Origin of the sequence: Streptomyces sp. MP131-18 (genome assembly GCF_001984575.1) — a bacterium.
GTDB classification, from domain to species: Bacteria; Actinomycetota; Actinomycetes; order Streptomycetales; family Streptomycetaceae; genus Streptomyces; species Streptomyces johnsoniae.
Map to the genome: position 1 here is coordinate 2,629,102 of NZ_LZNS01000001.1, position 20,026 is coordinate 2,649,127.

The following is a 20,026-nucleotide window of genomic DNA, read 5'->3' on the forward strand; positions in this document are numbered from 1 at the left end:
GCTGCGGACGGGAGACGGCGTACCTCAACGATGCGGTGAACGACGGGCCAAGAGCACGCCGAGCGCCCCGTCTCAGTCACTGTAGGCCTCCCCCAGGGTGACGGGCAGTGAGATCTCGTCACCGTCCCGTTCGATGGTCAGCTCCAGCTCGTCACCTGGCCGGTGGCTGCGGATCTTGACGATCAGCTCGTCGCTGCCCCGCACCGGCTCGCCGTCGACCGCGGTGATGACGTCGCCCTCCTCCACGCCCGCCTCGTCGGCCGGGCTGCCGGGCTCGACCGCCCGGCCGCCCGAGGCACTGCCGATGCGGGCGCCGTCACCGGGGTAGCCGGTGTCCAGCGTGACGCCGATGACCGGGTGGCTGGCCCGCCCGGTGTTGATCAGCTGCTCGGCCACGTCCTTGGCCTGGTTGACCGGGATGGCGAAGCCGAGGCCCACGCTGCCCGACTGCCCCGGGTCCAAGCCGCCGCTGTCCGCGGTGCGGATCGCACTGTTGACGCCGATGACCCGGCCGCTGCCGTCGACCAGAGGGCCGCCGGAGTTCCCCGGGTTGATCGGGGCGTCGGTCTGGAGCGCGTTGACGTAGCTGATGTCCGAGCCGTCCGCCTCCGCACCGCCCGCCGTGATCGGCCGCTCGGTGGCGCTGATGATGCCGGAGGTGACGGTGCCCGCCAGATCGAACGGGGCGCCGATCGCCACCACCGGGTCGCCGACGCGCACCGCGTCGGAGTCGCCGAGCGGCAGCGGGCTCAGCCCCGAGACCCCGGTCACCTTGACCACGGCCAGGTCGTAGCCGCTGTCCTGGCCGATGACCTCGGCCTGCGCCCTGTCCCCGCTGCTGAACGTGACGTCTATCACGCCGCTTTCCGCGGCCGGGCGCACCACGTGCGCGTTCGTGAGGATGTGCCCCTCGTCGTCCAGCACGAAGCCGGTGCCGCCGCCCAGGGTGACGACGCCCGGTAGCACCTCCGCGGCGATGCCGGCGATGCTGCCCTCGGGGGGCGGCGACTCACCGGCCGTGGCCTGTGGCAGCCTCACCTCGCTGAACAGGCCCTCCCGCTCCAGGTACACCCCGATCCCGCCGCCGAGGACGCCGGCCACCAGGGCGATCACCGCCGCCCCCGCGACCAGCCGCCCGGCCCGCCCGCGGCCGGCCGGCGGCTGCTGCGGGGCGGGGTGGGCCTGCGGCACCGGCGTGCCGCCGTGCGGTGTGGCCCACGGGTCGTAACGCGGCCCCTCGGAACGCGCCTGCGGGGCGGGGCCCTGCGCGGGCGGGGGCAGTTGGGTGCCCGCGGGCGGGGTCGGGTCGGGCCGCTGCACGGGGGGCGCGGGCGCCCAGGGGCCCGGCTGCCCGTACGGCGGTGTGCCGTACGGGTCCTGGCCCGCCGACTCCGCGTCATCACCCGCGCCTGATCCCCAGGCGGGCTGCGAGGCGGCCTGGTGGCCGGGAAGGCTGTTGCCCTTGTCCATGGCGGCTTTCCCCATCGTCTCCGCGGCGTCCTGGTCCCGGCTGAGAATTGAACCAGGTCAGTCGCCCGAAATCAGCGAGGACTCAGCGCATTCAGAATGCTCGGTGCGGCCGAGGGATCGGCGTCCGCGCCGAGGCCCAGGCCCGTGCCGAGCAGCGGGAACAACTGCCCGCTGGTCCCGATCGGCCCGGCCGGGGCGCTGAGCAGCGCAAGTCCTGCGGCCTGGGCGGTCAGCACCGCGGGCAGCCGGTTTTCATCCTCCGAACGCGCGGCCGGTGGGCGGGCCACGTTCACCGTGCTGGCGCCGCTGCCGGCGGATACCGCGCTGGGCGGGGCGGAACCGGCCGTGGTCGTCGCGGTGCCGACACTGCTGACCGCCCCGCCGATGGCGAACGCCGCCAGCGAGACCGCGCCCGCGGCGGCGAAGGCGAGCCGGTGGCCGCGGTGCACCCGCGCGGCCCCCGGCTCATGTATCCGGAAGCCACGCTCGCCGCCGAGGGTGGGCGGGCCGAGCAGCGAGTCACGCTGGCGCCCGCCCGGCAGCAGGTCAAGGCGCAGGGCCGATGATCGCTTGGCCGGCGGCTCGTCGCGGTCGTCCGGCACGTCGTCGTCGGCGGGCGCGGTCGGACCCGCGTCGGCCGCGGGCAGTCCCTGGAGCCTGGCCAGCAGCCCGTCGGACGGGCCGGGCAGCGGGCTGCGCGCGAACACGCTCTTGACCTCGCGCTGCGCGTCCGCCTCCGCCTTGCAGTGCGCGCAGGTGGCGAGGTGGGCCAGCACGCGGTCCCTGCTGTCGTGGGACAGCTCACCGTCGACAAGGGCCGCCAGGCTCTCCCCGAGGTGGTGGTCGGACCGGCCGGTGCCCTCGGGACCGCTCACTCCGCCCCGCCTTCCTCCGCACGCGTCCCCGCGGGGACGGCGGCGAGGACGGAGTCCTCCCGCTCCACCCGCTCGGAACGGACGCGGGGCGAACGGTGGCGCAGCGCCTTGCGCAGGTGCGAACGTCCGCGGTGAATCCGGCTGCGCACCGTGCCGAGCTTCACGCCGAGCGTGGTGGCGATCTCCTCGTAGCTCAGGCCCTCGATGTCGCAGAGCACCACGGCGGCACGGAAGTCGGGCGCGAGGGTGTCCAGCGCCTGCTGCACGTCGGCGTCGAAGTGGGTGTCGTTGAAGTGCTGCTGGGGCGTGGGCTCGCGGCTGGGCAGCCGGTCGGCGGCGTCCTCGCCGAGGGCGTCGAACCGGATGCGCTGCTTGCGGCGCACGGAGTCCAGGAACAGGTTGGTCGTGATGCGGTGCAGCCAGCCCTCGAACGTGCCGGGGGTGTACGTGGACAGCGAACGGAAGACGCGGACGAAGACCTCCTGCGTGAGGTCCTCGGCATCGTGCTGGTTGCCCGTGAGACGGTACGCCAGCCGGTAGACGCGCGCGCTGTGGGTGCTGACGATCTCTTCCCAGCTCGGCGGCGCCCACGTGGCGCTGTCGGAGCCCTCGTTGAACGTGGCGACGGTCGTGGTGGTGCCGTCGGCCGCGTCGGCGGTGGCCTGCGCCCGGTCGGCGTCAGCGTTCTCTGTCACGGAATTCGGCCCGCCGGAAGACCGCAGGAAGCGTTTGAGCGCCCCCCGGCCGGTGGACGTGGCCGCACCTCCCCTGTCGGCTCTGGTGGTGTCCAGTGGAGTCCCTACCATAGCCACCTCGCCCGTTAGCTCCGGATAAGCATTTCTTGACGGCTTTCCGCCGGCGCCGCTGCGGGCGGCCCCGATCGATCCAACGTCCGGTCCGGGCGCCCTGTTCCCCCGCGGAGTCGATACAGTCAAAGCGCGTGAAAGACGGGGACAGGAGAGGGCCATTACCGGCAACCGGCTGACGAGCTGGGCGTTCGCCGAGGCGTATGGCGCACCGGACGCCGAGACCGCCGAGGGTGCGGCGCTCCGATGGGCCCGCGACCGGGCCGGGGAGGCCGGGGTGCGCCCGGTGTCGCCCGGCACCGGGGACGCCCTCCGGCTGCTCGCCGCCGCGACGGCGGCCAGGGCGGTGGTCGAGATCGGCACGGGCGCCGGGGTGTCCGGCATCCACCTGCTGGCGGGCATGCGGCCGGACGCGGTGCTGACGACGGTGGACGTCGAGCCGGAGCGGCAGCAGTTCGCCCGGCAGGCGTTCCGTATGGCGGGGCACGCGGCCAACCGCACGCGGGTCATCCCCGGCCACGCCCTCGACGTGCTGCCGCGGCTGACCGACGGCGGCTATGACCTGGTGTTCTGCGACGGCGACCGGCTCGAATGCCTGGAGTACCTCGCAGAATCGTTGCGGCTGTTGCGGCCGGGCGGGCTCGTCTGCTTCGCCGGGGTCTTCGCCGGCGGCCGCACGGTGGACTCGGCCGCGCAGCCCACCGAGGTGCGCAAGCTGCGCGAGCTGCTGCGCGCCGTCCGTGAGAGCAAGGAGCTGGTGCCTGCGCTGCTCCCGGTCGGCGATGGGCTGCTGTGCGCCGCGCGGGCCTGACGGCCGCGGGCGGCGCGGCGGACAAGACGGCGCTGCCCCGGACGACCTTCCGGGGCAGCGCCGACGAGTCAGCTCGGAGCGCGGCGGCTCAGCCGGTCACCTTCTTCAGCTCCTCATCGAGCGCGACTGCTTCGTCAGGAGTCAGCTCGACGACGAGTCGGCCACCGCCTTCGAGCGGAACGCGCATGATGATGCCCCGCCCCTCCTTGGTCACCTCAAGCGGACCATCGCCCGTCCGCGGCTTCATGGCCGCCATGCTCGTTCCCCTTCCTGAACCAGCTCGTCGAAGCCGACAACACGAGGGTCACCGGCGTCGAACACATTGCTTGCCGCCATTATCCCGCATGGAACGTGCCGATGACCAACATTGGGCGGTATAGCTTCGGCAACGCACACGCGCAAAACCACTCAATTCGCCGATTGTCCCGCGATAGCTCGGATGACTGCGCCATGCTGTGCGGCATGGCCGACACCGACACCGTGCTCTACGACGTAACCGACGGTCTCGCGACTGTCACGCTGAATCGCCCCGAGGCGATGAATGCCCTGAATGTGACGGCGAAGGAAGCGCTGCGCGACTCGTTGCGGCGGGCGGCGGGGGATTCCGAGGTGCGCGCCGTTCTCCTCACCGGCCGCGGACGGGCCTTCTGCGTCGGGCAGGACCTCAAGGAACACACCGCGGCATTGGCGGAAGAAGACGACGCGATGCGCACCGTCGCCCTGCACTACAACCCGGTCGTCAGCGCCATCGCGGGAATGCGGAAACCCGTGGTGGCCGCGGTGAACGGAGTGGCGGCGGGGGCCGGATTCGGCTTCGCGCTGGCGGCGGACTACCGCGTCGTGGCCCACGGCGCCTCATTCAGCACCGCGTTCGCGGGAATTGCGCTCACGGCCGACTCGGGACTGTCCTGGACCCTCCAGCGGTTCGTGGGCCCCGGTCGCGCGGCGGATCTGCTGCTCTTCCCGCGGAAGATCGACGCCGCGGAGGCCGAACGGCTCGGCATCGCCCAGCGGGTGGTGCCGGACGACGAACTGCCGGAAACCGCACGGGAGATCGCCCGCGCCCTGGCGGCGGGCCCCACGCGCGCCTACGCCGCGATCAAGGAGTCGCTCGCCTTCGCGGCCGGCCATCCGCTGACCGAGACCCTGGAAGTGGAGGCCGCGCTCCAGTCCGAGGCGGGGGCCACGGCCGACCACCGGGCGGCCGTGGCCGCGTTCGCCAAGAAGGAACGGCCGCGCTTCCGCGGCGCGTGAGCGCCGCGGCACCGGCTGCCCGCGGGTCTCAGGCCGGGTCCTTCGGCGGCGCGGTGTCCTTGGGCCCGGCCGGGGCCGAGGCGCCGGCCAGTGCCGTCTCCAGCTCCGTGATCCGCGCGTCGCGCTCGGCCAGCTCGGCCGCGAGCCGGTCGAGCACGTCGTCGACCTCGGCCATCCGGTAGCCGCGCGGCGCCACCGGCAGCCGCACCCGCACCACGTCCGCCGGGCCCACCGGCCGGTCCATCGGCAGCGGGTCGTCCAGCCGGTCCGGCTCCGCGTCGGCCAGCCCGCCGGCCGCAGGACCGCCGGACCCGTCGCCGCTGCCCAGCACCGCGAGCGTGACCGCGGCGATCACCACGACCATCGCCGCCATCAGAAACCAGAACACGAAAACTGCTCCCCCTTGCCTCGTCGTTGGCGCCTCGTCCGCGGCGCGTCCGGCCGCTGTGCCGATCGTCGCACGCCCCGCCGACAGCGGCGGGCGGGTAGGTTCGAAGCGTACGCCGCCGCCGCGGGTCGGGCGAGAACGAAAGAGCTGAGCTGATGCTGCGCCTGGGAACACGGGAGTTCGGGCCGGACGAGCAGGTGCTCATGGCCATCGTCAACCGGACACCCGATTCCTTCTACGACCAGGGCGCGACCTTCCGCGACGACGCCGCCCTGGAGCGCGTCGAACGGGCGGTGGCCGAGGGCGCGGCGATCATCGACATCGGCGGGGTCAAGGCCGGCCCCGGCGCCGAGGTGGACGCGGCCGAGGAGATCCGCCGCACCGCGGGGTTCGTCGCCGAGGTGCGGCGGCGTCACCCGGACGTGGTGATCAGCGTGGACACCTGGCGGCACGAGGTCGCCGAGGCGGTCTGCGCCGCGGGCGCCGACCTGCTGAACGACGCCTGGGGCGGCGTCGACCCGCGCCTGGCCGAGGTCGCGGCGGAGCACGGCGTGGGTCTGGTGTGCACCCACGCGGGCGGCGCACGGCCGCGGACGCGCCCGCACCGGGTGGCCTACGAGGACGTGATGGCGGACATCCTGAGGGTGACCGTGGGCCTGGCCGAGCGGGCGGTCGCGCTCGGCGTGCGCCGCGACGCGGTGCTCATCGACCCGGGGCACGACTTCGGGAAGTCCACCCGGCACTCCCTGGAGGCGACGCGGCGGCTCGACGAGATGACGGCCACCGGGTGGCCGGTGCTCGTGTCGCTGTCCAACAAGGACTTCGTCGGCGAGACGCTCGATCTGCCGGTGCGGGAACGGCTGCTGGGGACGCTGGCCACCACCGCGGTCTCGGCGTGGCTCGGCGCCCGGGTCTACCGGGTGCACGAGGTCGCCGAGACCCGGCAGGTGCTGGACATGGTCGCCGCCATCGCCGGGCGGCGGCCCCCCGCCGTGGCGCGCCGCGGCCTGGCCTGACGCGCACCCGGGTCAGGGCTTGGTGACCAGGGCGATCGCCTCGTCGACGTCGTCGGTGAGGTGGAAGAGGGACATGTCCTTCGGCGAGGCCTTGCCCTGCGCCACGACCGTGTCGCGCAGCCAGGCGGCCAGGCCGCTCCAGTACTCGGTGCCGACGAGCACGATGGGGAAACGCGTCACCTTCTGCGTCTGGACCAGCGTCAGCGCCTCGAACAGCTCGTCCAGCGTGCCGAGCCCGCCCGGCAGCACCAGGAAGCCCTGGGCGTACTTCACGAACATCGTCTTGCGGACGAAGAAGTACCGGAAGTTGACCCCGATGTCGACGTACTCGTTCAGCCCCTGCTCGAAGGGCAGCTCGATGCCCAGGCCGACCGAGACGCCGCCCGCCTCGCTCGCGCCGCGGTTCGCCGCCTCCATCGCGCCGGGGCCGCCGCCGGTGATCACGGCGATGCCCGCCTCGGCGAGGCCGCTCCCGATGCGCCGGCCCAGCTCGTACTCGGGGGAGCCGGGCGCGGTGCGGGCGGAGCCGAAGACGCTGACGGCCGGGCCGAGTTCGGCCAGGGCGCCGAAGCCCTCGACGAACTCCGACTGGATGCGCAGCACGCGCCACGGGTCGCCGTGGACCCAGTCGGAAGGGCCTCTGGTGTCCAGCAGCCGCTGGTCGGCGGTGCCCGCCGTGATCTGCCCCCGCCGGCGCACCACCGGGCCGAGGCGCTGCTCGCGCCGGCCGCCCCGCTCGTCCGGTCCCTGGCTGCCGCTCATGCCGTGCTCCTCATCCGCCGTCCTGTCCGCGTCCACGCCCTTGCCGAACGCGGCCGTTCACCGCGCGAACGCGGCCGTTCACCGCGCGGGCGCGGTCAGCCACGCCCGCAGGCGCTCCTCGCAGTGGAAGATCGCCGCCACCGCCACACGCTCGTCCCGCTTGTGCGCCACGTTCGGATCGCCGGGGCCGTAGTTGACCGCGGGGACGCCGAGCGCGCTGAACCGGGAGACGTCCGTCCAGCCGTACTTGGGCCGCGGCTCGCCGCCGACCGCCTCGATGAAGGCGCGGGCGGCCGGGTGCGACAGGCCGGGCAGGGCCCCGGGCGAGTGGTCCTCGACGGTGAACTCGGCGATGCCGCAGCCCTCGAAGACCTCCCGGACGTGGGCGACGGCCGCCGCCTCGTCACGGTCGGGCGCGTACCGGTAGTTCACCGTGACAACGCACGCGTCGGGGATGACGTTCCCCGCCACCCCGCCCTCGATCCCGACCGCGTTCAGCCCCTCGTGGTACTCGAGGCCGTCGATGACCGGGCGACGCGGCCGGTAGGCGGCCAGGCGGGCCAGCACGGGCGCGGCGGCGTGAATGGCGTTCTCACCGGTCCAGGAGCGCGCCGAGTGGGCGCGCTGCCCCGGCAGCCGCAGCCGCATCCGCAGCGTGCCCTGGCAGCCGCCCTCGACCTGGCCGCCGGACGGTTCGAGCAGGACGGCGAAGTCCCCGGCCAGCCAGTCGGGCCGGTCGGTGGCCAGGTGCCCGAGACCGTTCAGCTCGGCCGCGACCTCCTCGTTGTCGTAGAAGACGAACGTCAGGTCGCGGTTCGGCTCGGGCACGGTGGCCGCGATGCGCAGCTGAACGGCGACGCCCGACTTCATGTCCGAGGTGCCGCAGCCCCACAGCACGCCGTCGGCGTCGAGGCGGGCGGGCACGTTGTCCGCGATCGGCACGGTGTCGATGTGCCCGGCCAGCACGACCCGTTCGCCGTGGCCCGCGTCCGTGCGCGCCACCACGTTGTTGCCGTGGCGGTCGACCCGCAGCCACGGGAGGGTGCGCAGGGCCGCCTCGACGGCGTCGGCCAGCGGCTGCTCCGTGCCGCTGACGGACGGGATGTCCACCAGCTCGGCGGTCAGGGCGGCCGCGTCCCGGCCGAGGTCGAGGGCGGGCGGCGCGGATCGTTCCATGGGGCCACCGTACCCGGGCGGCCCGGTGGCCCCCGTGCGGAACCGATACCCTCGTCCGCGTGCCCGAACGGACGACCGGAAAGCGCAGCCACCGCGTGATCGGCGGCGCGTGCGCCGCGCTCGTTCTGCTGGGCGCCGCGGCGTACGCCGTCACGCAGTCCGGCGAGGACCGGGACCGGCGCGGGCCGCCGCGCTGCTCGGTGGCGGGACCCGACGGTGAACGCGCCTTCACGCTCCGGCCGGAGCAGGCCGCGAGTGCCGCCACGATCGGGGCCGTCGCCTCGGCCCGCGGGCTGCCCGAGCGGGCGGTCACCATAGCGATCGCCACCGCCATGCAGGAGTCGAGCCTGCGCAACATCGACTACGGCGACCGGGATTCGCTCGGCCTCTTCCAGCAGCGGCCCTCGATGGGCTGGGGCAGCGAGGCGGAGGTGATGGACCCGGTCTACGCGGCGGGGGCGTTCTACGACCGGCTGGTCGACGTGCCCGGCTACCTGACACTGCCGCTGACCGTGGCGGCGCAGGAGGTGCAGCGCAGCGCGTTCCCCGACGCGTACGCCCGGCACGAGGAGGAGGCGGCCCTGCTCGCGGGGGCGCTGACCGGGCGGGCCGAGGCCGCGCTGAGCTGCTCGTGGACGGTGGCGGAGCAGCCCGCGGGGCAGCCGCGGGAGGTCCACGAGCGGATGATGCGGGAGTTCGGCGAGGGGGTGCAGCCGACCGGCGACGGCACGCGGCTGACCGTTCCGCTGCAGGGCGGGGAGGAGACCAGGCGGGGCTGGGAACTCGCGCACTGGGCGGTGGCCCACTCGGCCGAGCTGGGAATCGAGCGGGTCTCCTACGGAAACCGCGTCTGGGAGGCGCGGCGTTCCTGGGACGGTTGGCAGGAGGCCGCGGAGGAAAGTCTGGCCGGCGCCCCGGAAGTTCAGCTGTCCGTATTCGGTCCGGCCGAGTCGATTCCTTAAATGGCCCGGGGAACGGTCCTGCTGACGTTCCCTCAGGCCTCGACGTCCAAGCCGATTGCCCGATTTAATCGGACGCAATAATGCGATGCATTGCGAATCCTTTACCCGGGGCTCCCGCAACCTCCCACCGCCCCCGAGCGATAGGCACGGCGTCCGCATCGCTTCCTGAAGGCAAAAGGAGCATCATGTCCCACCCCCTCACGCGCCGCCTGACGAAGGCCGCCCTCCTGCTCGCCGCCGGCACCGCGCCCGTCGTCGGGGCCGCCGGGCAGGCCGCCGCCGCGCCGCTGCCCGGGACGCCGGACCTGACGGGGCTGGTCGCGCCGGACGGCGCCCTGGTGAACGATACGCTGGACGCCACCACCGGCGAGGTCAGTGGCGCCGTCGAACGGATCGCGGGCCCCACCGTCCGTGAGGTCGTGCCGGTCGTCGTCCCCGTGGTCCACGACGCCGGGCGGCGGACCGCGCAGACCACGGCCGGGCTCGGGCAGAGCCTCGCGTACAAGGCCGCGCAGATCGGCCCCACCCCGAACGAACTCCAGCGGATGCTGCCCTCGATGGAGAACCCGAGCATGCACCTTCTCTACCTCTGACCCACCCCGCGCCCACGCCCCCCACGCCCCGCAGGAACGGCCCCGGACGCCCGGGGCCGTTCCTGCGGGCCGCTCAGACCGTCAGCCGCCGCACCGCAGCGGCGACCCGCTCGTCGGTGGCGGTGAACGCCACCCGCACGAACCGCGCGCCCGCCGGGCCGTAGAACTCCCCGGGCGCCACGAGGACGCCCTGCTTGCCGAGGTCGGCCACCGTGTCCCAGCACGGCTCGTCGCGCGTCGCCCACAGGTAGAGCGACGCCTCGCTGTGCTCGATGCGGAACCCGCGGCTCACCAGCGCGTCCCGCAGCCCCGCGCGCCGCGCGGCGTACCGTTCGCGCTGCTCGGCCACGTGGGCGTCGTCGCCGAGCGCCGCTGCCATGGCCGCCTGCACCGGCGCGGGCATCATCATCCCGGCGTGCTTGCGGACGGCGAGCAGCTCGCCCAGCACCGCCGCGTCCCCCGCGAGGAAGGCGGCCCGGTACCCGGCCAGGTTGGACCGCTTGGACAGCGAGTGCACGGCGACCAGGCCCTCGGTGCTGCCGCCGCACACGTCGGGGCGCAGCACGGAGACCGGCTCGGTCTCCCAGCCGAGCTCCAGGTAGCACTCGTCGCTGACGACGAGCACCCCGTGCGCCCTGGCCCACGCCACCACCTCCCGCAGCTCGGCGGCGCCGAGCACGCGACCGGTCGGGTTGGAGGGGGAGTTGAGCCACAGCAGCCGCAGACCCGTCGGGTCGAGAGCGGTCGGCGCGCCGTGGTAGGGCACCGGCTCGGCGCCCGCCAGGCGCGCGCCGACCTCGTACGTCGGGTAGGCCGGCTCGGGGAACGCGACCCGATCGCCCGCGCCCAGGCCCAGCTGTGCCGGGAGGGAGGCGACCAGCTCCTTGGAGCCGATCACGGGCAGCACGTTGCCGTGCCCGAGGCCCGCGGCCCCCGTCCGCCGCTCGCACCAGCCGACGAGGGCGTCCCGCAGCGCCGGGGTCCCCCACACCGTCGGGTAGCCGGGGCTGTCGGCCGCCGCCGCCAGGGCGCGCCTGACCGACTCGGGCACCGGATCGACGGGGGTGCCGACCGAGAGGTCCACGATCCCGTCCGCGTGGGCCGCGGCGATCGCCTTGTACGGTTCGAGCCGGTCCCAGGGGAAGACGGGCAGGCGGGCGGACACGGATGACACGGAACGGCTCCCTTCCTCGGCACTACGCACGCCAGATCCTGACCTGTCCTGACCGGTCCCGACCTCCGTGGACGGCACACGGCTCGGAACGTGTCGGTCCCGCGCGGCGGGTGCCGCACGGGACCGGGTGAGACGCCTGATCAGAACGCTGAAGGCGGCAGGTCACTCGTCGTGGCTCTGCGGGGGCAGCGCGGCGATCAGCGGGTGGTCCCGCTCGATCAGGCCCAGCTTGCTCGCACCGCCGGGTGAGCCCAGGTCGTCGAAGAACTCCACATTGGCCTTGTAGTAGTCCTTCCACTCCTCCGGGGTGTCGTCCTCGTAGAAGATGGCCTCCACCGGGCACACCGGCTCGCAAGCACCGCAGTCCACGCACTCGTCGGGGTGGATGTAGAGGGCGCGCTGCCCCTCGTAGATGCAGTCGACAGGGCACTCCTCGATGCATGCCTTGTCCTTCAGGTCGACACAAGGCTCCGCGATGACGTAGGTCACGCTGTCAGTCCTCCTTGTAGGGGCGGCGGGTCCGCCGTGATGCGCGCGGGAGCGCGGCGTCGTCGATGCTCAGCCCTAGTATCGCCGGTTGAGGCTGTAGGAAGAACAAGAGGGGGCTGGGAAGCCGGTGGAGTTCGCCATGAGGGGCGGTCTTACCGTTCGGGTAGGGCCTGCTGACGTGGGCAAACGCGTTTCGCTCCGCACGCTGACGGAGCCGGGCGACCCCGCGGGACGGTTCACCGACACCGTCGGCGTGCTCACCGCCTGGACGGACGGTTCACTGGAGGTCACCCGGCGTGACGGGAGCGCCGTGCGACTGCGGGAGTCCGCGCTGGTGGCGGGCAAGGTCGTGCCGGATACTCCGGCCAGGCGGCGGGGGCTGCCGGCCGCGGACGTGCCCGAGCTGACGGCGGTCGCGGCCAGGGCCTGGCCGGCGGCCGCGACCGAACGCATCGGCGACTGGCTGGTGCGGGCGGCCGGTGGGTGGACACGGCGCGCGAACTCGGCGTGCGCACTGGGCGACGCGCCCCCCGACCTTGCCCGCATATCCGCCTGGTACGCCGCCCGCGGGCTGCCGCCCGCGTTCCAGCTCGCCACGGGTCAGGAGCTGCTGGCGGCCGGTCTCGAACGGCGGGGCTGGGCCGCGTCGGGCCACGCGGTGGTGCAGATCGCGGCGCTCGCCCCGCTCGCGGACCGGGAGCCCGTCGAACGGGTCAGGGTCGAGGGGGAGTTGACGGCCGCGTGGCTGAGCGGCTGGCCCCGGGCCGCGGATGCGCCGGGCACGGCGGAACGCGTGCTCGCGGGCGGCCGGACCACCCTGTTCGCGCTGGCGCCCGGCTCGGGCCCGCGGCCCGCCGCGGTCGGCCGCTGCGTCGTGGACGGCCGGTGGGCGGGCTTCACGGCGGTGCGCGTGGACCCGGCCCACCGTGGCACCGGCCTGGCCAGGGAAGTCATGGCCGCCCTGGCCCGCGCGGCGCTGGACGCGGGCGCGAGCGCCGCCCACCTCCAGGTGGAGACGGACAACGCCGCGGCCCGCACCCTCTACCGGAGCCTCGGCTTCGCCGACCACCACCACTACCACTACCGTTCGCCGACCGAGGCGGACCGCCGCTGAAGGACCCGCGGCCGGGCACCTCAGCTCGGGTCGAGCTCGATGACGCCCACCCGCTGCGCGGGGTCGGTCGCCAGCAGCGCCTCGCGCAGCGCGCCCACGACGTCCTCCGGGGTGACCGGGGTCTGGCTCCCGTCGCCGCGGGTGACCAGGACGCCGTCGAACGTGGCGCCGTACAGGCCCTCGAGCACCTCCAGGTCGTAGGTGTCCACGAGCCGCCCGTCCACCGCCTCCATGGAGAGGAACTGCGGCAGGGTGCCCTGCGGGCTGAAGGAGATCTCCTCGGTCCCGGCCCGCACGGTCACCAGACCCGACATCGCCGGCTCGGCGAACTCCTCCATCGCGCGCTGCACTTCCGCCTCGTCCACCTCGGGCTCCTGGGTGGTCATCGGCAGTTCGACGGCGGGATTCCTGCCGGTGGCGGCCCGGTCGCGGAACGCGGACTCGACGGCGTCGGCCGCAGCCTGGAGGTCCACGGCGGTACCCGGCTCGCCGAGCCTGCCGATCGCCTCGCCGTTCTCGAAGTCGATGCCGCCCTCCACGGGCCCGCTGCCCTGGCCCTCGGCGAGGTCGTCGAGCGCGACCGTCAGCTTCTCGCGGTCGACGGAGAAGACGGCCTCCGCGGTGCGCTCGGCGCCCAGCAGCGAGCCGTAGACGGCGACCGGGCCGTAGTCCTGGCCCGACGAGGCGCGCACGGTGGCCTCCGTGTCCACGGAGAGCCCGGCGACGCTCGGCTTCAGCTCGGCCTCCTGCTCGCCGATCAGTACCGTCACCGGCTCGTTGTTGGCCGCCTCCAGCTGGGAGTCGAGACGGCTGGTGGCCTCCTGCGCGCTGAGGCCGCCGATGTCGATACCCAGGACGGTGGTGCCCTTCGGCACGTCCTCGGGGCTCAGGTACAGGCCGGCCCCGTAAGCGACGACGGCCGCGCCGACCACGGCGACCATGAGCAGCTTGAGCTTGGAGCGGCCCTTCGGCTTGGGCTTCGCGGCCTTCGGCGGCGGGGCGGCCTCGCCGCCCTCGCCGCCCGAGCCCGCGGGCTCGGGGACGGCGGCCGGGGACCGTGGGCCCGGCGGCGGCACCGCGGGGCCCGGCTCCGGCGCGGCCGGCCGCCCGGCACCGGTGCCGTCCAGCACGGGGAGGGGCCCGGTGCCGGTGAGGTCGGCCGGGGGCGGCGGCGGGAAGGGGCCGCCGAGGTCCATGGTGGTGCCGACCGGGTCCTCCTCCTCCGGCAGCGCGGGCGCCTGCGCGCGCGGCGGCGGCGCCTGGGCGGCGGGCGGGACGGGCGGCAGCGGCATGTCCCCGGTGGCCGGGCCCGTGGTGGGGCCGACCGGTCGCGGCGGCAGGCCGAGGGGCGTCCCGGCGGGCGGGGTGTCGGAGTGCTGCCTGAACCAGGACGCGGGGATGCCGTCGGCCGGCGTCTCGGTCACCGCCGGGTGGCCCCCGGGCGGGGTGTCGGCGGGCGGGGGGTCGGCGGGCGCCTGCGGAGCCGGGCCGCCCTGGGACGCCGGTGGCTTCTTCGGCTCGAACCAGGAGCTGGTCTTCTTGCCTGGGCCGCCGCCGGCCGTGTCCCCGGCCGCCGCGGCGGGCGGCGCGGGCGCGGGTGCGTCGCGCCCCGCCGGCTCGTCCACGGTCTCCCGCACCACGATGGGCGGAATGGGCCGCGAGCCCGGGATGTTGATGCGGGCGCGGGTGGTCAGCGTGGTTTCTGTTTTCTTCTCATCCGGCCGCGGGGCTCCCGGGCGGGCTTCGCCCTCTCCGTTGCCCCGCTGGGGTTCACCCCACCCCAGCGGGCCGGGGGGCGGATTGTCAGTTTCACGACTCAAGGCTGGGTCTCCCGGTTGGCGTCCGGCCCGGGACTGGGTCGGAACCGGACGGCTGGCCCCACGATACTGGGGACGGCGGTGTGGTACGGCGCCACCACAGGATTGGCACATACACCGCTACGAACGTGAGTGCGCTTCCGGCACGGCGAACAGCGGGCGTTCCGCGGGGGCGAGAGTGGCGGACACCACAGCCAGCGCCATGCCGCCCAGCAGGAACAGGTAACTGCCCGCACCCGCCGCGAAGATGAAATCGCCCTGCGGACGCGTGATGGTCAGCAGCAGCACGACGACGGACCATCCGCCCGCCGGAACGCCCGCGCCGATCCGCGAACGGGTCACCAGCGCCCCGCCCCAGAACAGGGCCGCCGCGCCGCCGAGCGCGAGCAGCAGCCCCAGCGGGAACCACGCGCCCTGCACCAGCGACCCGGCCAGGCCGGCGAGCGCGCCGAGCAGTCCGAGTCCCGCGTATGCGGCCCACTTCATGAGGAACCCTCCACGTGCCCCAGGCCGGCGAAGACGTCCCGCGCGCCCGCGGGCACCGGCTCCCCGGCGGCCAGCCGGTAGTACTCCGTCTCCCACAGCGGCTGCGCAAGACCGTTGGACAGCGCGAACACCCCGCCCGCCACCTCGATCTGCGTGGCGTGCGCCGCCATGGCGGCGGCCTTGGCGGCCACTTGCGCCGCGGTGCCGGTGACCGCCAGCGCCACGTTCCCGTCCTCGGTCACGCCCGGCACGTCGGCCGGGCCCGCCACCCCGGGGAACCGGCCGGGGCCCGCGGCGCGCAGCGCGGCGAACCGGTCCTCGGCCGCGGAGCGCGGCACGCAGGACCACAGGATGCGGGCGATCCGGTGCCGCCCGGCGGCGAGTTCGGCGCCGCGCATCGCGACGCGGTGCGCCTGGATGTGGTCGGGGTGACCGTAACCGCCGTCGGGGTCATAGGTGATGAGCACCTGCGGGCGCACCTCGGCGATGACGTCGGCGAGCGCCGCGCCGGCCTCGTCGAGGCCGGCCCGCCAGAAGGCGGCCGGGTGGTCGTTGGTGGCCAGGCCCATCATGCCGGAGTCGCGCCAGCGCCCCCGGCCGCCGAGGAAGCGGTGGTCGGTGACGCCGAGGACGCGCATGGCGGCGGCCAGTTCGTCCGCCCGGTGGGGGCCGAGCGCGTCGTCACGGTCCGCCGTGAGGTGGGCGAGCGGGGCGGGGATGACCTCGCCCTCCTCGCCCAGCGTGCAGGTCACGAGCGTGACCGCGGCACCGGCGGCGACGCAGGCGGCCATGGTCACGCCATTGCAGATCGACTCGTCGTCGGGATGGGCGTGCACCAGCAGCACGCGCGCCTGGCCGGAACTCATGGCAGCGAGCTTAGGCCCTGTCGTTTGGATCTTCGCGGGGCCGCGCTGCCGGCTACGGCACTCCCCCAGCCTGGCGGCTGGGAGGCGCCCCCACGCTGCGTTGTCGCATCGCGCGAGTACTCCCCCAGACTCCGTCCGGGAGGTGCCCCCACCCCGGACTCCTCCCCCAGACTTCGTCTGGGAGGTGCCCCCAGGGAGGTGCCCCCACCCCAGACTCCTCCCTCAGACTTCGTCTGGGAGGTGCCCCCAGGGAGATGCTCCCAGGGAGGTGCTTCCACGTACGAGCTGCGATCGTCCGCCTTGCGATCCACCGCATCCGACAACGCGACCTGATCCACGAAGATCCAAACGACAGGACCTGACGGCCGGGGCTCCGGCTCCGGGTCAGAAGCTGATGTCGCTGATCATGTCGGAGAGGCCGGTGGAGAAGTCGTCGATGGCCGGTGCCATGTTGGACCCGGCGAGGTAGAAGCCCAGGAGCACGCAGACGATGGCGTGCAGGACCTTCAGTCCCGACTTCCTGACCAGCAAAACGACAATGATCGTGAAGAGCAGTACCGCGGAGACGGACAGCCCCATCAAGATCACCTCCATGAAGTCGCACCCGGCTTCGGGCAGGCCAACGAGACCTTCCGTGCCTGGAAGTGTCCTTCCACCACGCGTTCTGGATCATAGCGATCAACGCCCCGCTCACGGTTCGGTGCACGGGTGCAGAAGAGGGGCGCACGCCCCCGGCTCACGGTGCTGCCGGGCCCGTCGCCCGCGGTCAGCGGGCGAGGGTGGTGCCCTCCTCGGGGAAGTGACAGGCGGTGAGGTGTCCCGCGCCGTTCCCCGACAGCCTGACCAGCGGCGGCTCCTCGGCGGCGCACTTGTCCTCGGCCTTCCAGCAGCGCGTGCGGAAACGGCACCCGGAGGGCGGGTCGGTGGGCGAGGGCACGTCCCCCTTGAGGCGAATCCGCTCCCGGGGCGGCGGGGCGTCGCCCGGGTCCGCCGCGGCTTCTTCCCCTGTGTCCGCGGCGACTTCGGGGACCGCGGAGAGCAGCGCGTGGGTGTAGGGGTGGCGCGGCCGCTCGTAGATGGACTGCCGGTCGCCCACCTCGACGATCTTGCCGAGGTACATCACGGCGATGCGCTGCGAGAAGTGCCGCACGATCGCGAGGTCGTGGGCGATGAAGAGGAACGCGATACCCAGTTCGCGCTGCACGCGCCGCAGCAGGTTGACGACCTGCGCCTGGATGGAGACGTCGAGGGCGGAGACCGGCTCGTCGGCGATGATCAGCTTCGGTTCGAGCGCCAGCGCGCGGGCCACCCCGATCCGCTGCCGCTGGCCGCCGGAGAACTCGTGCGGGAAGCGGTTGTAGTGCTCGGGGTTGAGGCCGACGGTGCCGAGCAGTTCGCGGACCCTGGCCTCCCGGCCGCCGGGCGGGTCGATGCCGTTGATCTCCATGGGGCCGCCGATGATCGTGCCGACGGTCTGCCGCGGGTTGAGCGAGGAGTACGGGTCCTGGAAGATCATCTGGATCTCCGAGCGGACCGGCGCGAGCCGGCGCCTGGAGGCGTGGGTGATGTCGAGGTCCCGGTAGGTGATGGTGCCCGCGCTGGGTTCGAGCAGCCGCGCGAGCAGCCGGCCCGTGGTCGACTTGCCGCACCCCGACTCGCCGACCAGCCCGAAGCTTTCGCCCTCGTGCACGGTCAGGTCGAGACCGTCCACGGCCTTGACGGCGCCGACGGTCCGCTTGATCGGGAAGCCGCCCTTGACCGGGAAGTGCTTGACCAGCCCCTCGACGGTCATCAGGGGCACCCGGTCGTCCTTGTCCCACGTGGTGCTGGTCATCGCTGTCCTCAATTCGGCCGGCCCTGGCTGAGCCGGGGCCGGATGCGCTCGACGAAGAAGGTCCGCTTCTGCTCCGCGCTCAGATGGCAGGCCGCGCCGCGCCCCTCGGGCAGCGCGGGCCGGTCGCCCGCGCAGGAGACCGGGTCCGCCACCTCCTCGGGGAAGGCGCACCTGGGGGTGAACGGGCAGCCGGCGGGCGGGTCGAGCAGGCTGGGAGGGCTGCCGGGGATCGGCACCAGCTCCTGGGAGACGTCGCCCGTCAGCCGCGGCATGGCGCCCAGCAGGCCCCAGGTGTAGGGGTGCTGGGGGCGGCGCAGCACGTCGTCGACGCCGCCGCGTTCGACGGCACGGCCCGCGTACATCACCAGCACGTCGTCGGACACCTGCGCGACCACGCCGAGGTCGTGGGTGATCATGATGATCGCCGAGCCGAACTCCTGCTGGAGGTCGAGCAGCAGGTCCAGGATCTGCGCCTGGACGGTCACGTCGAGCGCCGTGGTGGGCTCGTCGGCGATCAGCAGGTCCGGGTTGCAGATCAGCGCCATCGCGATCATGGCGCGCTGCCGCATGCCGCCCGAGAACTGGTGCGGGTAGTCGTCCACCCGCCGGTGCGGGTTGGGGATGCCGACCTTGCCCAGCATCTCGATGGCGCGCTCGCGCGCCTCGCGCCGCGTGGCGCCCCGGTGCTTGCGGAACGGCTCGGCGATCTGGCGGCCGATCGTGTAGTAGGGCGAGAGCGCGGTCAGCGGGTCCTGGAAGATCATCGCGACCTTGTTGCCGCGCAGCCGCTCCATGCGGCGTTCCGGCGCGGCCGTCAACTCCTCGCCGTCGAGGTGTATCTCGCCGGTGACGGTGGTGTTGTCGGGGTTGTGCAGGCCGAGAACGGTCTGGTTGGCGACCGACTTGCCCGACCCGGATTCGCCGACGATGCCGAGGGTCCGGCCGCGTTCGACGTCGAAGGACAGCCCGTCGACCGCCTTGACGACGCCGTCCTCCGTGGCGAAGCGCACCCGCAGGTCGCGCACGGACAGGAACGGGGCGGCCGGCTCCGAAGCGGCTTCTTCTGTGGTGGTCACGTCGGTCCGCTCCTAGCCGAGACGCACGCGCGGGTCGATCAGCGCATAGCAGGCGTCGATGATGATGTTGAACAGGACGATCATGAGCGCGGCGAACAGCATCACGCCCATCAGCATGGGCAGGTTGGACTGCGTGACGGAGTCGACCGCGAGTCTGCCGAGACCGTGCAGCGAGAACGTCACCTCGGTGATCATGGCGCCGCCGAAGAGGGCGCCGAGGTCGATGCCGAAGATGGTGACGATGGGGATGAGCGAGCCGCGCCAGGCGTAGCGGAAGAAGACCGTGGGCCGGGACATGCCCTTCGCCTTGGCGGTGCGGACGTGATCTTCCTGAAGCTGTTCGATCAGGGTGGCGCGCGACATACGGGTGTAGTTGGCGGTGAAGATCGTCGCCAGCACCAGCCAGGGCAGCAGCAGTCCCTTGAACCACTCCCACGGCTCCTCCGTGAAGGCCGAGGCGTCCGAGGGCTGCGGCAGCAGCCCCGTGTTGTACACGAGGACCGCCAGGGCCAGCGGGCCGAGGAAGTAGATCTGCATGGAGCTGAGGACCAGCGAGGTGGAGCTGACCGTCTTGTCCAGCAGCGTGCCGCGCCTGGCGGCGGCCAGCATGCCGAGGCCGAGGCCGAGGATCAGGAAGACGACGGCGCCGCCGATGGTCAGGGAGACGGTCGTCGGCAGCCGGTCCATGATGGTGTCCAGCACCGGCCGGTTGTCGCGGAAGGAGAAGCCGAGGCAGGGTGCCGGGCAGTGTCCGGCGGGGAAGTCGCGGCCGGCGAAGATGCCGACCATGTACTCCCAGTACTGCACGGGAATGGCCTTGTCGATGCCCAGATTGTGCTCGACGATGGCGAGCTGCTCCTCGGTGCAGACGCCCTTGCCGCAGGCGAGCAGCGCGGGATTGCGCGGGATCGCGTAGAAGAGGAAGAACGTGACGGCGCTGATGACCAGCAGGATGGCGACGGCGCCGAGCGTTCGCCTCATGAGGAATCGGAGCATCGTAGGTGGCTGCCTTCGGTAGGTGCCGTGCGCCGGCCGGCCCGGTCGTCCGGGCCGGCCG

General features: G+C 73.4%; 22 protein-coding genes. 6 read left to right on the forward strand and 16 right to left on the reverse strand.

The features are described from left to right. Positions 1-72 precede the first annotated feature (72 nt). The 3 genes from STBA_RS11500 to sigE form a co-directional block, all read right to left on the reverse strand. Entirely contained in the window at positions 73-1,470 is a 1,398-nt protein-coding gene (locus STBA_RS11500) for a trypsin-like peptidase domain-containing protein (RefSeq protein ID WP_253194660.1), read from the reverse strand. Positions 1,471-1,541: 71 nt separating this feature from the next. Further along, a complete protein-coding gene (locus STBA_RS11505) occupies positions 1,542-2,345 on the reverse strand; it encodes a zf-HC2 domain-containing protein (protein ID WP_077059160.1) in 804 nt (267 codons plus the stop codon). Next, on the reverse strand, positions 2,342-3,151 hold the full coding sequence (sigE, locus tag STBA_RS11510) for an RNA polymerase sigma factor SigE (protein ID WP_077059161.1): 810 nt from the start codon (positions 3,149-3,151) through the stop codon (positions 2,342-2,344). Before sigE ends, STBA_RS11505 begins: the two co-directional genes overlap by 4 nt. 100 nt (positions 3,152-3,251) lie before the next feature. Between sigE and STBA_RS11515 the strand changes: the two genes are divergently transcribed. Next, positions 3,252-3,962 carry an O-methyltransferase gene (locus tag STBA_RS11515; RefSeq protein ID WP_077059162.1) on the forward strand — a complete coding sequence of 237 codons (711 nt, stop codon included), beginning with the start codon at positions 3,252-3,254 and terminating at the stop codon, positions 3,960-3,962. Between the two features lie 88 nt (positions 3,963-4,050). Here the strand turns inward: STBA_RS11515 and STBA_RS11520 are convergent, their stop codons facing one another. Further along, complete coding sequence (locus STBA_RS11520) at positions 4,051-4,218, reverse strand: DUF3117 domain-containing protein (RefSeq protein WP_019434894.1); 168 nt, start codon at positions 4,216-4,218, stop codon at positions 4,051-4,053. Between the two features lie 206 nt (positions 4,219-4,424). Between STBA_RS11520 and STBA_RS11525 the strand changes: the two genes are divergently transcribed. Then, positions 4,425-5,216: an enoyl-CoA hydratase-related protein gene (locus STBA_RS11525; RefSeq protein ID WP_077063259.1), complete on the forward strand. Its 792-nt coding sequence runs from the start codon at positions 4,425-4,427 to the stop codon at positions 5,214-5,216. Between the two features lie 28 nt (positions 5,217-5,244). Here the strand turns inward: STBA_RS11525 and STBA_RS11530 are convergent, their stop codons facing one another. After that, positions 5,245-5,604: a DivIVA domain-containing protein gene (locus STBA_RS11530; protein ID WP_171987685.1), complete on the reverse strand. Its 360-nt coding sequence runs from the start codon at positions 5,602-5,604 to the stop codon at positions 5,245-5,247. 155 nt (positions 5,605-5,759) lie between these two features. On the opposite strand from STBA_RS11530, the gene folP reads away from it, so the two are divergent. Next, entirely contained in the window at positions 5,760-6,620 is an 861-nt protein-coding gene (gene folP, locus STBA_RS11535) for a dihydropteroate synthase (protein WP_077059163.1), read from the forward strand. 12 nt (positions 6,621-6,632) lie between these two features. Here folP and STBA_RS11540 read toward each other — a convergent pair whose 3' ends face one another. Together STBA_RS11540 and dapE are read right to left on the reverse strand one after the other, a co-directional pair. Continuing rightward, the gene (locus tag STBA_RS11540) at positions 6,633-7,382 is read right to left on the reverse strand and encodes a TIGR00730 family Rossman fold protein (protein WP_077059164.1); all 750 of its coding nucleotides are present in this window, start codon (positions 7,380-7,382) and stop codon (positions 6,633-6,635) included. 78 nt (positions 7,383-7,460) lie between these two features. Then, positions 7,461-8,558 carry a succinyl-diaminopimelate desuccinylase gene (dapE, locus tag STBA_RS11545; protein WP_077059165.1) on the reverse strand — a complete coding sequence of 366 codons (1,098 nt, stop codon included), beginning with the start codon at positions 8,556-8,558 and terminating at the stop codon, positions 7,461-7,463. Between the two features lie 59 nt (positions 8,559-8,617). Here dapE and STBA_RS11550 point away from each other — a divergent pair, with 59 nt between their 5' ends. Both STBA_RS11550 and STBA_RS36380 read left to right on the forward strand, forming a co-directional pair. Next, positions 8,618-9,520: a hypothetical protein gene (locus STBA_RS11550; RefSeq protein ID WP_077059166.1), complete on the forward strand. Its 903-nt coding sequence runs from the start codon at positions 8,618-8,620 to the stop codon at positions 9,518-9,520. Positions 9,521-9,705: 185 nt separating this feature from the next. Further along, positions 9,706-10,113 carry a hypothetical protein gene (locus tag STBA_RS36380; protein ID WP_077059167.1) on the forward strand — a complete coding sequence of 136 codons (408 nt, stop codon included), beginning with the start codon at positions 9,706-9,708 and terminating at the stop codon, positions 10,111-10,113. A gap of 73 nt (positions 10,114-10,186) precedes the next feature. Here STBA_RS36380 and dapC read toward each other — a convergent pair whose 3' ends face one another. Together dapC and fdxA are read right to left on the reverse strand one after the other, a co-directional pair. Further along, positions 10,187-11,287 (reverse strand): succinyldiaminopimelate transaminase, encoded by a 1,101-nt coding sequence (gene dapC, locus STBA_RS11560; RefSeq protein ID WP_079251860.1) that lies wholly within the window; start codon positions 11,285-11,287, stop codon positions 10,187-10,189. Between the two features lie 162 nt (positions 11,288-11,449). Continuing rightward, positions 11,450-11,776, reverse strand: a complete 327-nt coding sequence (gene fdxA, locus STBA_RS11565) for a ferredoxin (protein WP_077059169.1) — start codon at positions 11,774-11,776, stop codon at positions 11,450-11,452. A gap of 178 nt (positions 11,777-11,954) precedes the next feature. Here fdxA and STBA_RS11570 point away from each other — a divergent pair, with 178 nt between their 5' ends. Continuing rightward, positions 11,955-12,890 carry a GNAT family N-acetyltransferase gene (locus STBA_RS11570; RefSeq protein ID WP_366510772.1) on the forward strand — a complete coding sequence of 312 codons (936 nt, stop codon included), beginning with the start codon at positions 11,955-11,957 and terminating at the stop codon, positions 12,888-12,890. Between the two features lie 20 nt (positions 12,891-12,910). Here STBA_RS11570 and STBA_RS11575 read toward each other — a convergent pair whose 3' ends face one another. The 7 genes from STBA_RS11575 to STBA_RS11605 all read right to left on the reverse strand — a co-directional run bounded on the left by STBA_RS11575 (position 12,911) and on the right by STBA_RS11605 (position 19,965). Continuing rightward, positions 12,911-14,710 carry a hypothetical protein gene (locus STBA_RS11575; protein ID WP_171987686.1) on the reverse strand — a complete coding sequence of 600 codons (1,800 nt, stop codon included), beginning with the start codon at positions 14,708-14,710 and terminating at the stop codon, positions 12,911-12,913. A 117-nt stretch (positions 14,711-14,827) separates the two neighbouring features. Then, positions 14,828-15,193 (reverse strand): DUF6113 family protein, encoded by a 366-nt coding sequence (locus tag STBA_RS11580; RefSeq protein WP_077059170.1) that lies wholly within the window; start codon positions 15,191-15,193, stop codon positions 14,828-14,830. Then, positions 15,190-16,059, reverse strand: a complete 870-nt coding sequence (gene mshB, locus STBA_RS11585; RefSeq protein ID WP_077059171.1) for an N-acetyl-1-D-myo-inositol-2-amino-2-deoxy-alpha-D-glucopyranoside deacetylase — start codon at positions 16,057-16,059, stop codon at positions 15,190-15,192. The genes STBA_RS11580 and mshB overlap by 4 nt, the downstream gene beginning before the upstream one ends. A 384-nt stretch (positions 16,060-16,443) precedes the next feature. Next, positions 16,444-16,638, reverse strand: coding sequence for a hypothetical protein (locus STBA_RS11590; protein ID WP_077063263.1), 195 nt, complete (start codon positions 16,636-16,638; stop codon positions 16,444-16,446). 187 nt (positions 16,639-16,825) lie between these two features. Beyond that, the gene (locus STBA_RS11595; protein ID WP_077059172.1) at positions 16,826-17,893 is read right to left on the reverse strand and encodes an oligopeptide/dipeptide ABC transporter ATP-binding protein; all 1,068 of its coding nucleotides are present in this window, start codon (positions 17,891-17,893) and stop codon (positions 16,826-16,828) included. 8 nt (positions 17,894-17,901) lie between these two features. Beyond that, positions 17,902-18,969: an ABC transporter ATP-binding protein gene (locus STBA_RS11600; protein ID WP_077059173.1), complete on the reverse strand. Its 1,068-nt coding sequence runs from the start codon at positions 18,967-18,969 to the stop codon at positions 17,902-17,904. Between the two features lie 12 nt (positions 18,970-18,981). Continuing rightward, positions 18,982-19,965 carry an ABC transporter permease gene (locus STBA_RS11605; RefSeq protein WP_077059174.1) on the reverse strand — a complete coding sequence of 328 codons (984 nt, stop codon included), beginning with the start codon at positions 19,963-19,965 and terminating at the stop codon, positions 18,982-18,984. Positions 19,966-20,026: the final 61 nt, after the last annotated feature.

Coding starts and splice junctions, on each gene's coding strand:
- STBA_RS11580 (WP_077059170.1), bottom strand. CDS start 15,193: ATGAAGTGGGCCGCATACGCGGGACTCGGACTGCTCGGCGCGCTCGCC.
- STBA_RS11595 (WP_077059172.1), bottom strand. CDS start 17,893: ATGACCAGCACCACGTGGGACAAGGACGACCGGGTGCCCCTGATGACC.
- sigE (WP_077059161.1), bottom strand. CDS start 3,151: ATGGTAGGGACTCCACTGGACACCACCAGAGCCGACAGGGGAGGTGCG.
- STBA_RS11590 (WP_077063263.1), bottom strand. CDS start 16,638: ATGGGGCTGTCCGTCTCCGCGGTACTGCTCTTCACGATCATTGTCGTT.
- STBA_RS11525 (WP_077063259.1), top strand. CDS start 4,425: ATGGCCGACACCGACACCGTGCTCTACGACGTAACCGACGGTCTCGCG.
- STBA_RS11540 (WP_077059164.1), bottom strand. CDS start 7,382: ATGAGCGGCAGCCAGGGACCGGACGAGCGGGGCGGCCGGCGCGAGCAG.
- STBA_RS36380 (WP_077059167.1), top strand. CDS start 9,706: ATGTCCCACCCCCTCACGCGCCGCCTGACGAAGGCCGCCCTCCTGCTC.
- STBA_RS11500 (WP_253194660.1), bottom strand. CDS start 1,470: ATGGACAAGGGCAACAGCCTTCCCGGCCACCAGGCCGCCTCGCAGCCC.
- dapE (WP_077059165.1), bottom strand. CDS start 8,558: ATGGAACGATCCGCGCCGCCCGCCCTCGACCTCGGCCGGGACGCGGCC.
- folP (WP_077059163.1), top strand. CDS start 5,760: ATGCTGCGCCTGGGAACACGGGAGTTCGGGCCGGACGAGCAGGTGCTC.
- STBA_RS11605 (WP_077059174.1), bottom strand. CDS start 19,965: ATGCTCCGATTCCTCATGAGGCGAACGCTCGGCGCCGTCGCCATCCTG.
- STBA_RS11520 (WP_019434894.1), bottom strand. CDS start 4,218: ATGGCGGCCATGAAGCCGCGGACGGGCGATGGTCCGCTTGAGGTGACC.
- mshB (WP_077059171.1), bottom strand. CDS start 16,059: ATGAGTTCCGGCCAGGCGCGCGTGCTGCTGGTGCACGCCCATCCCGAC.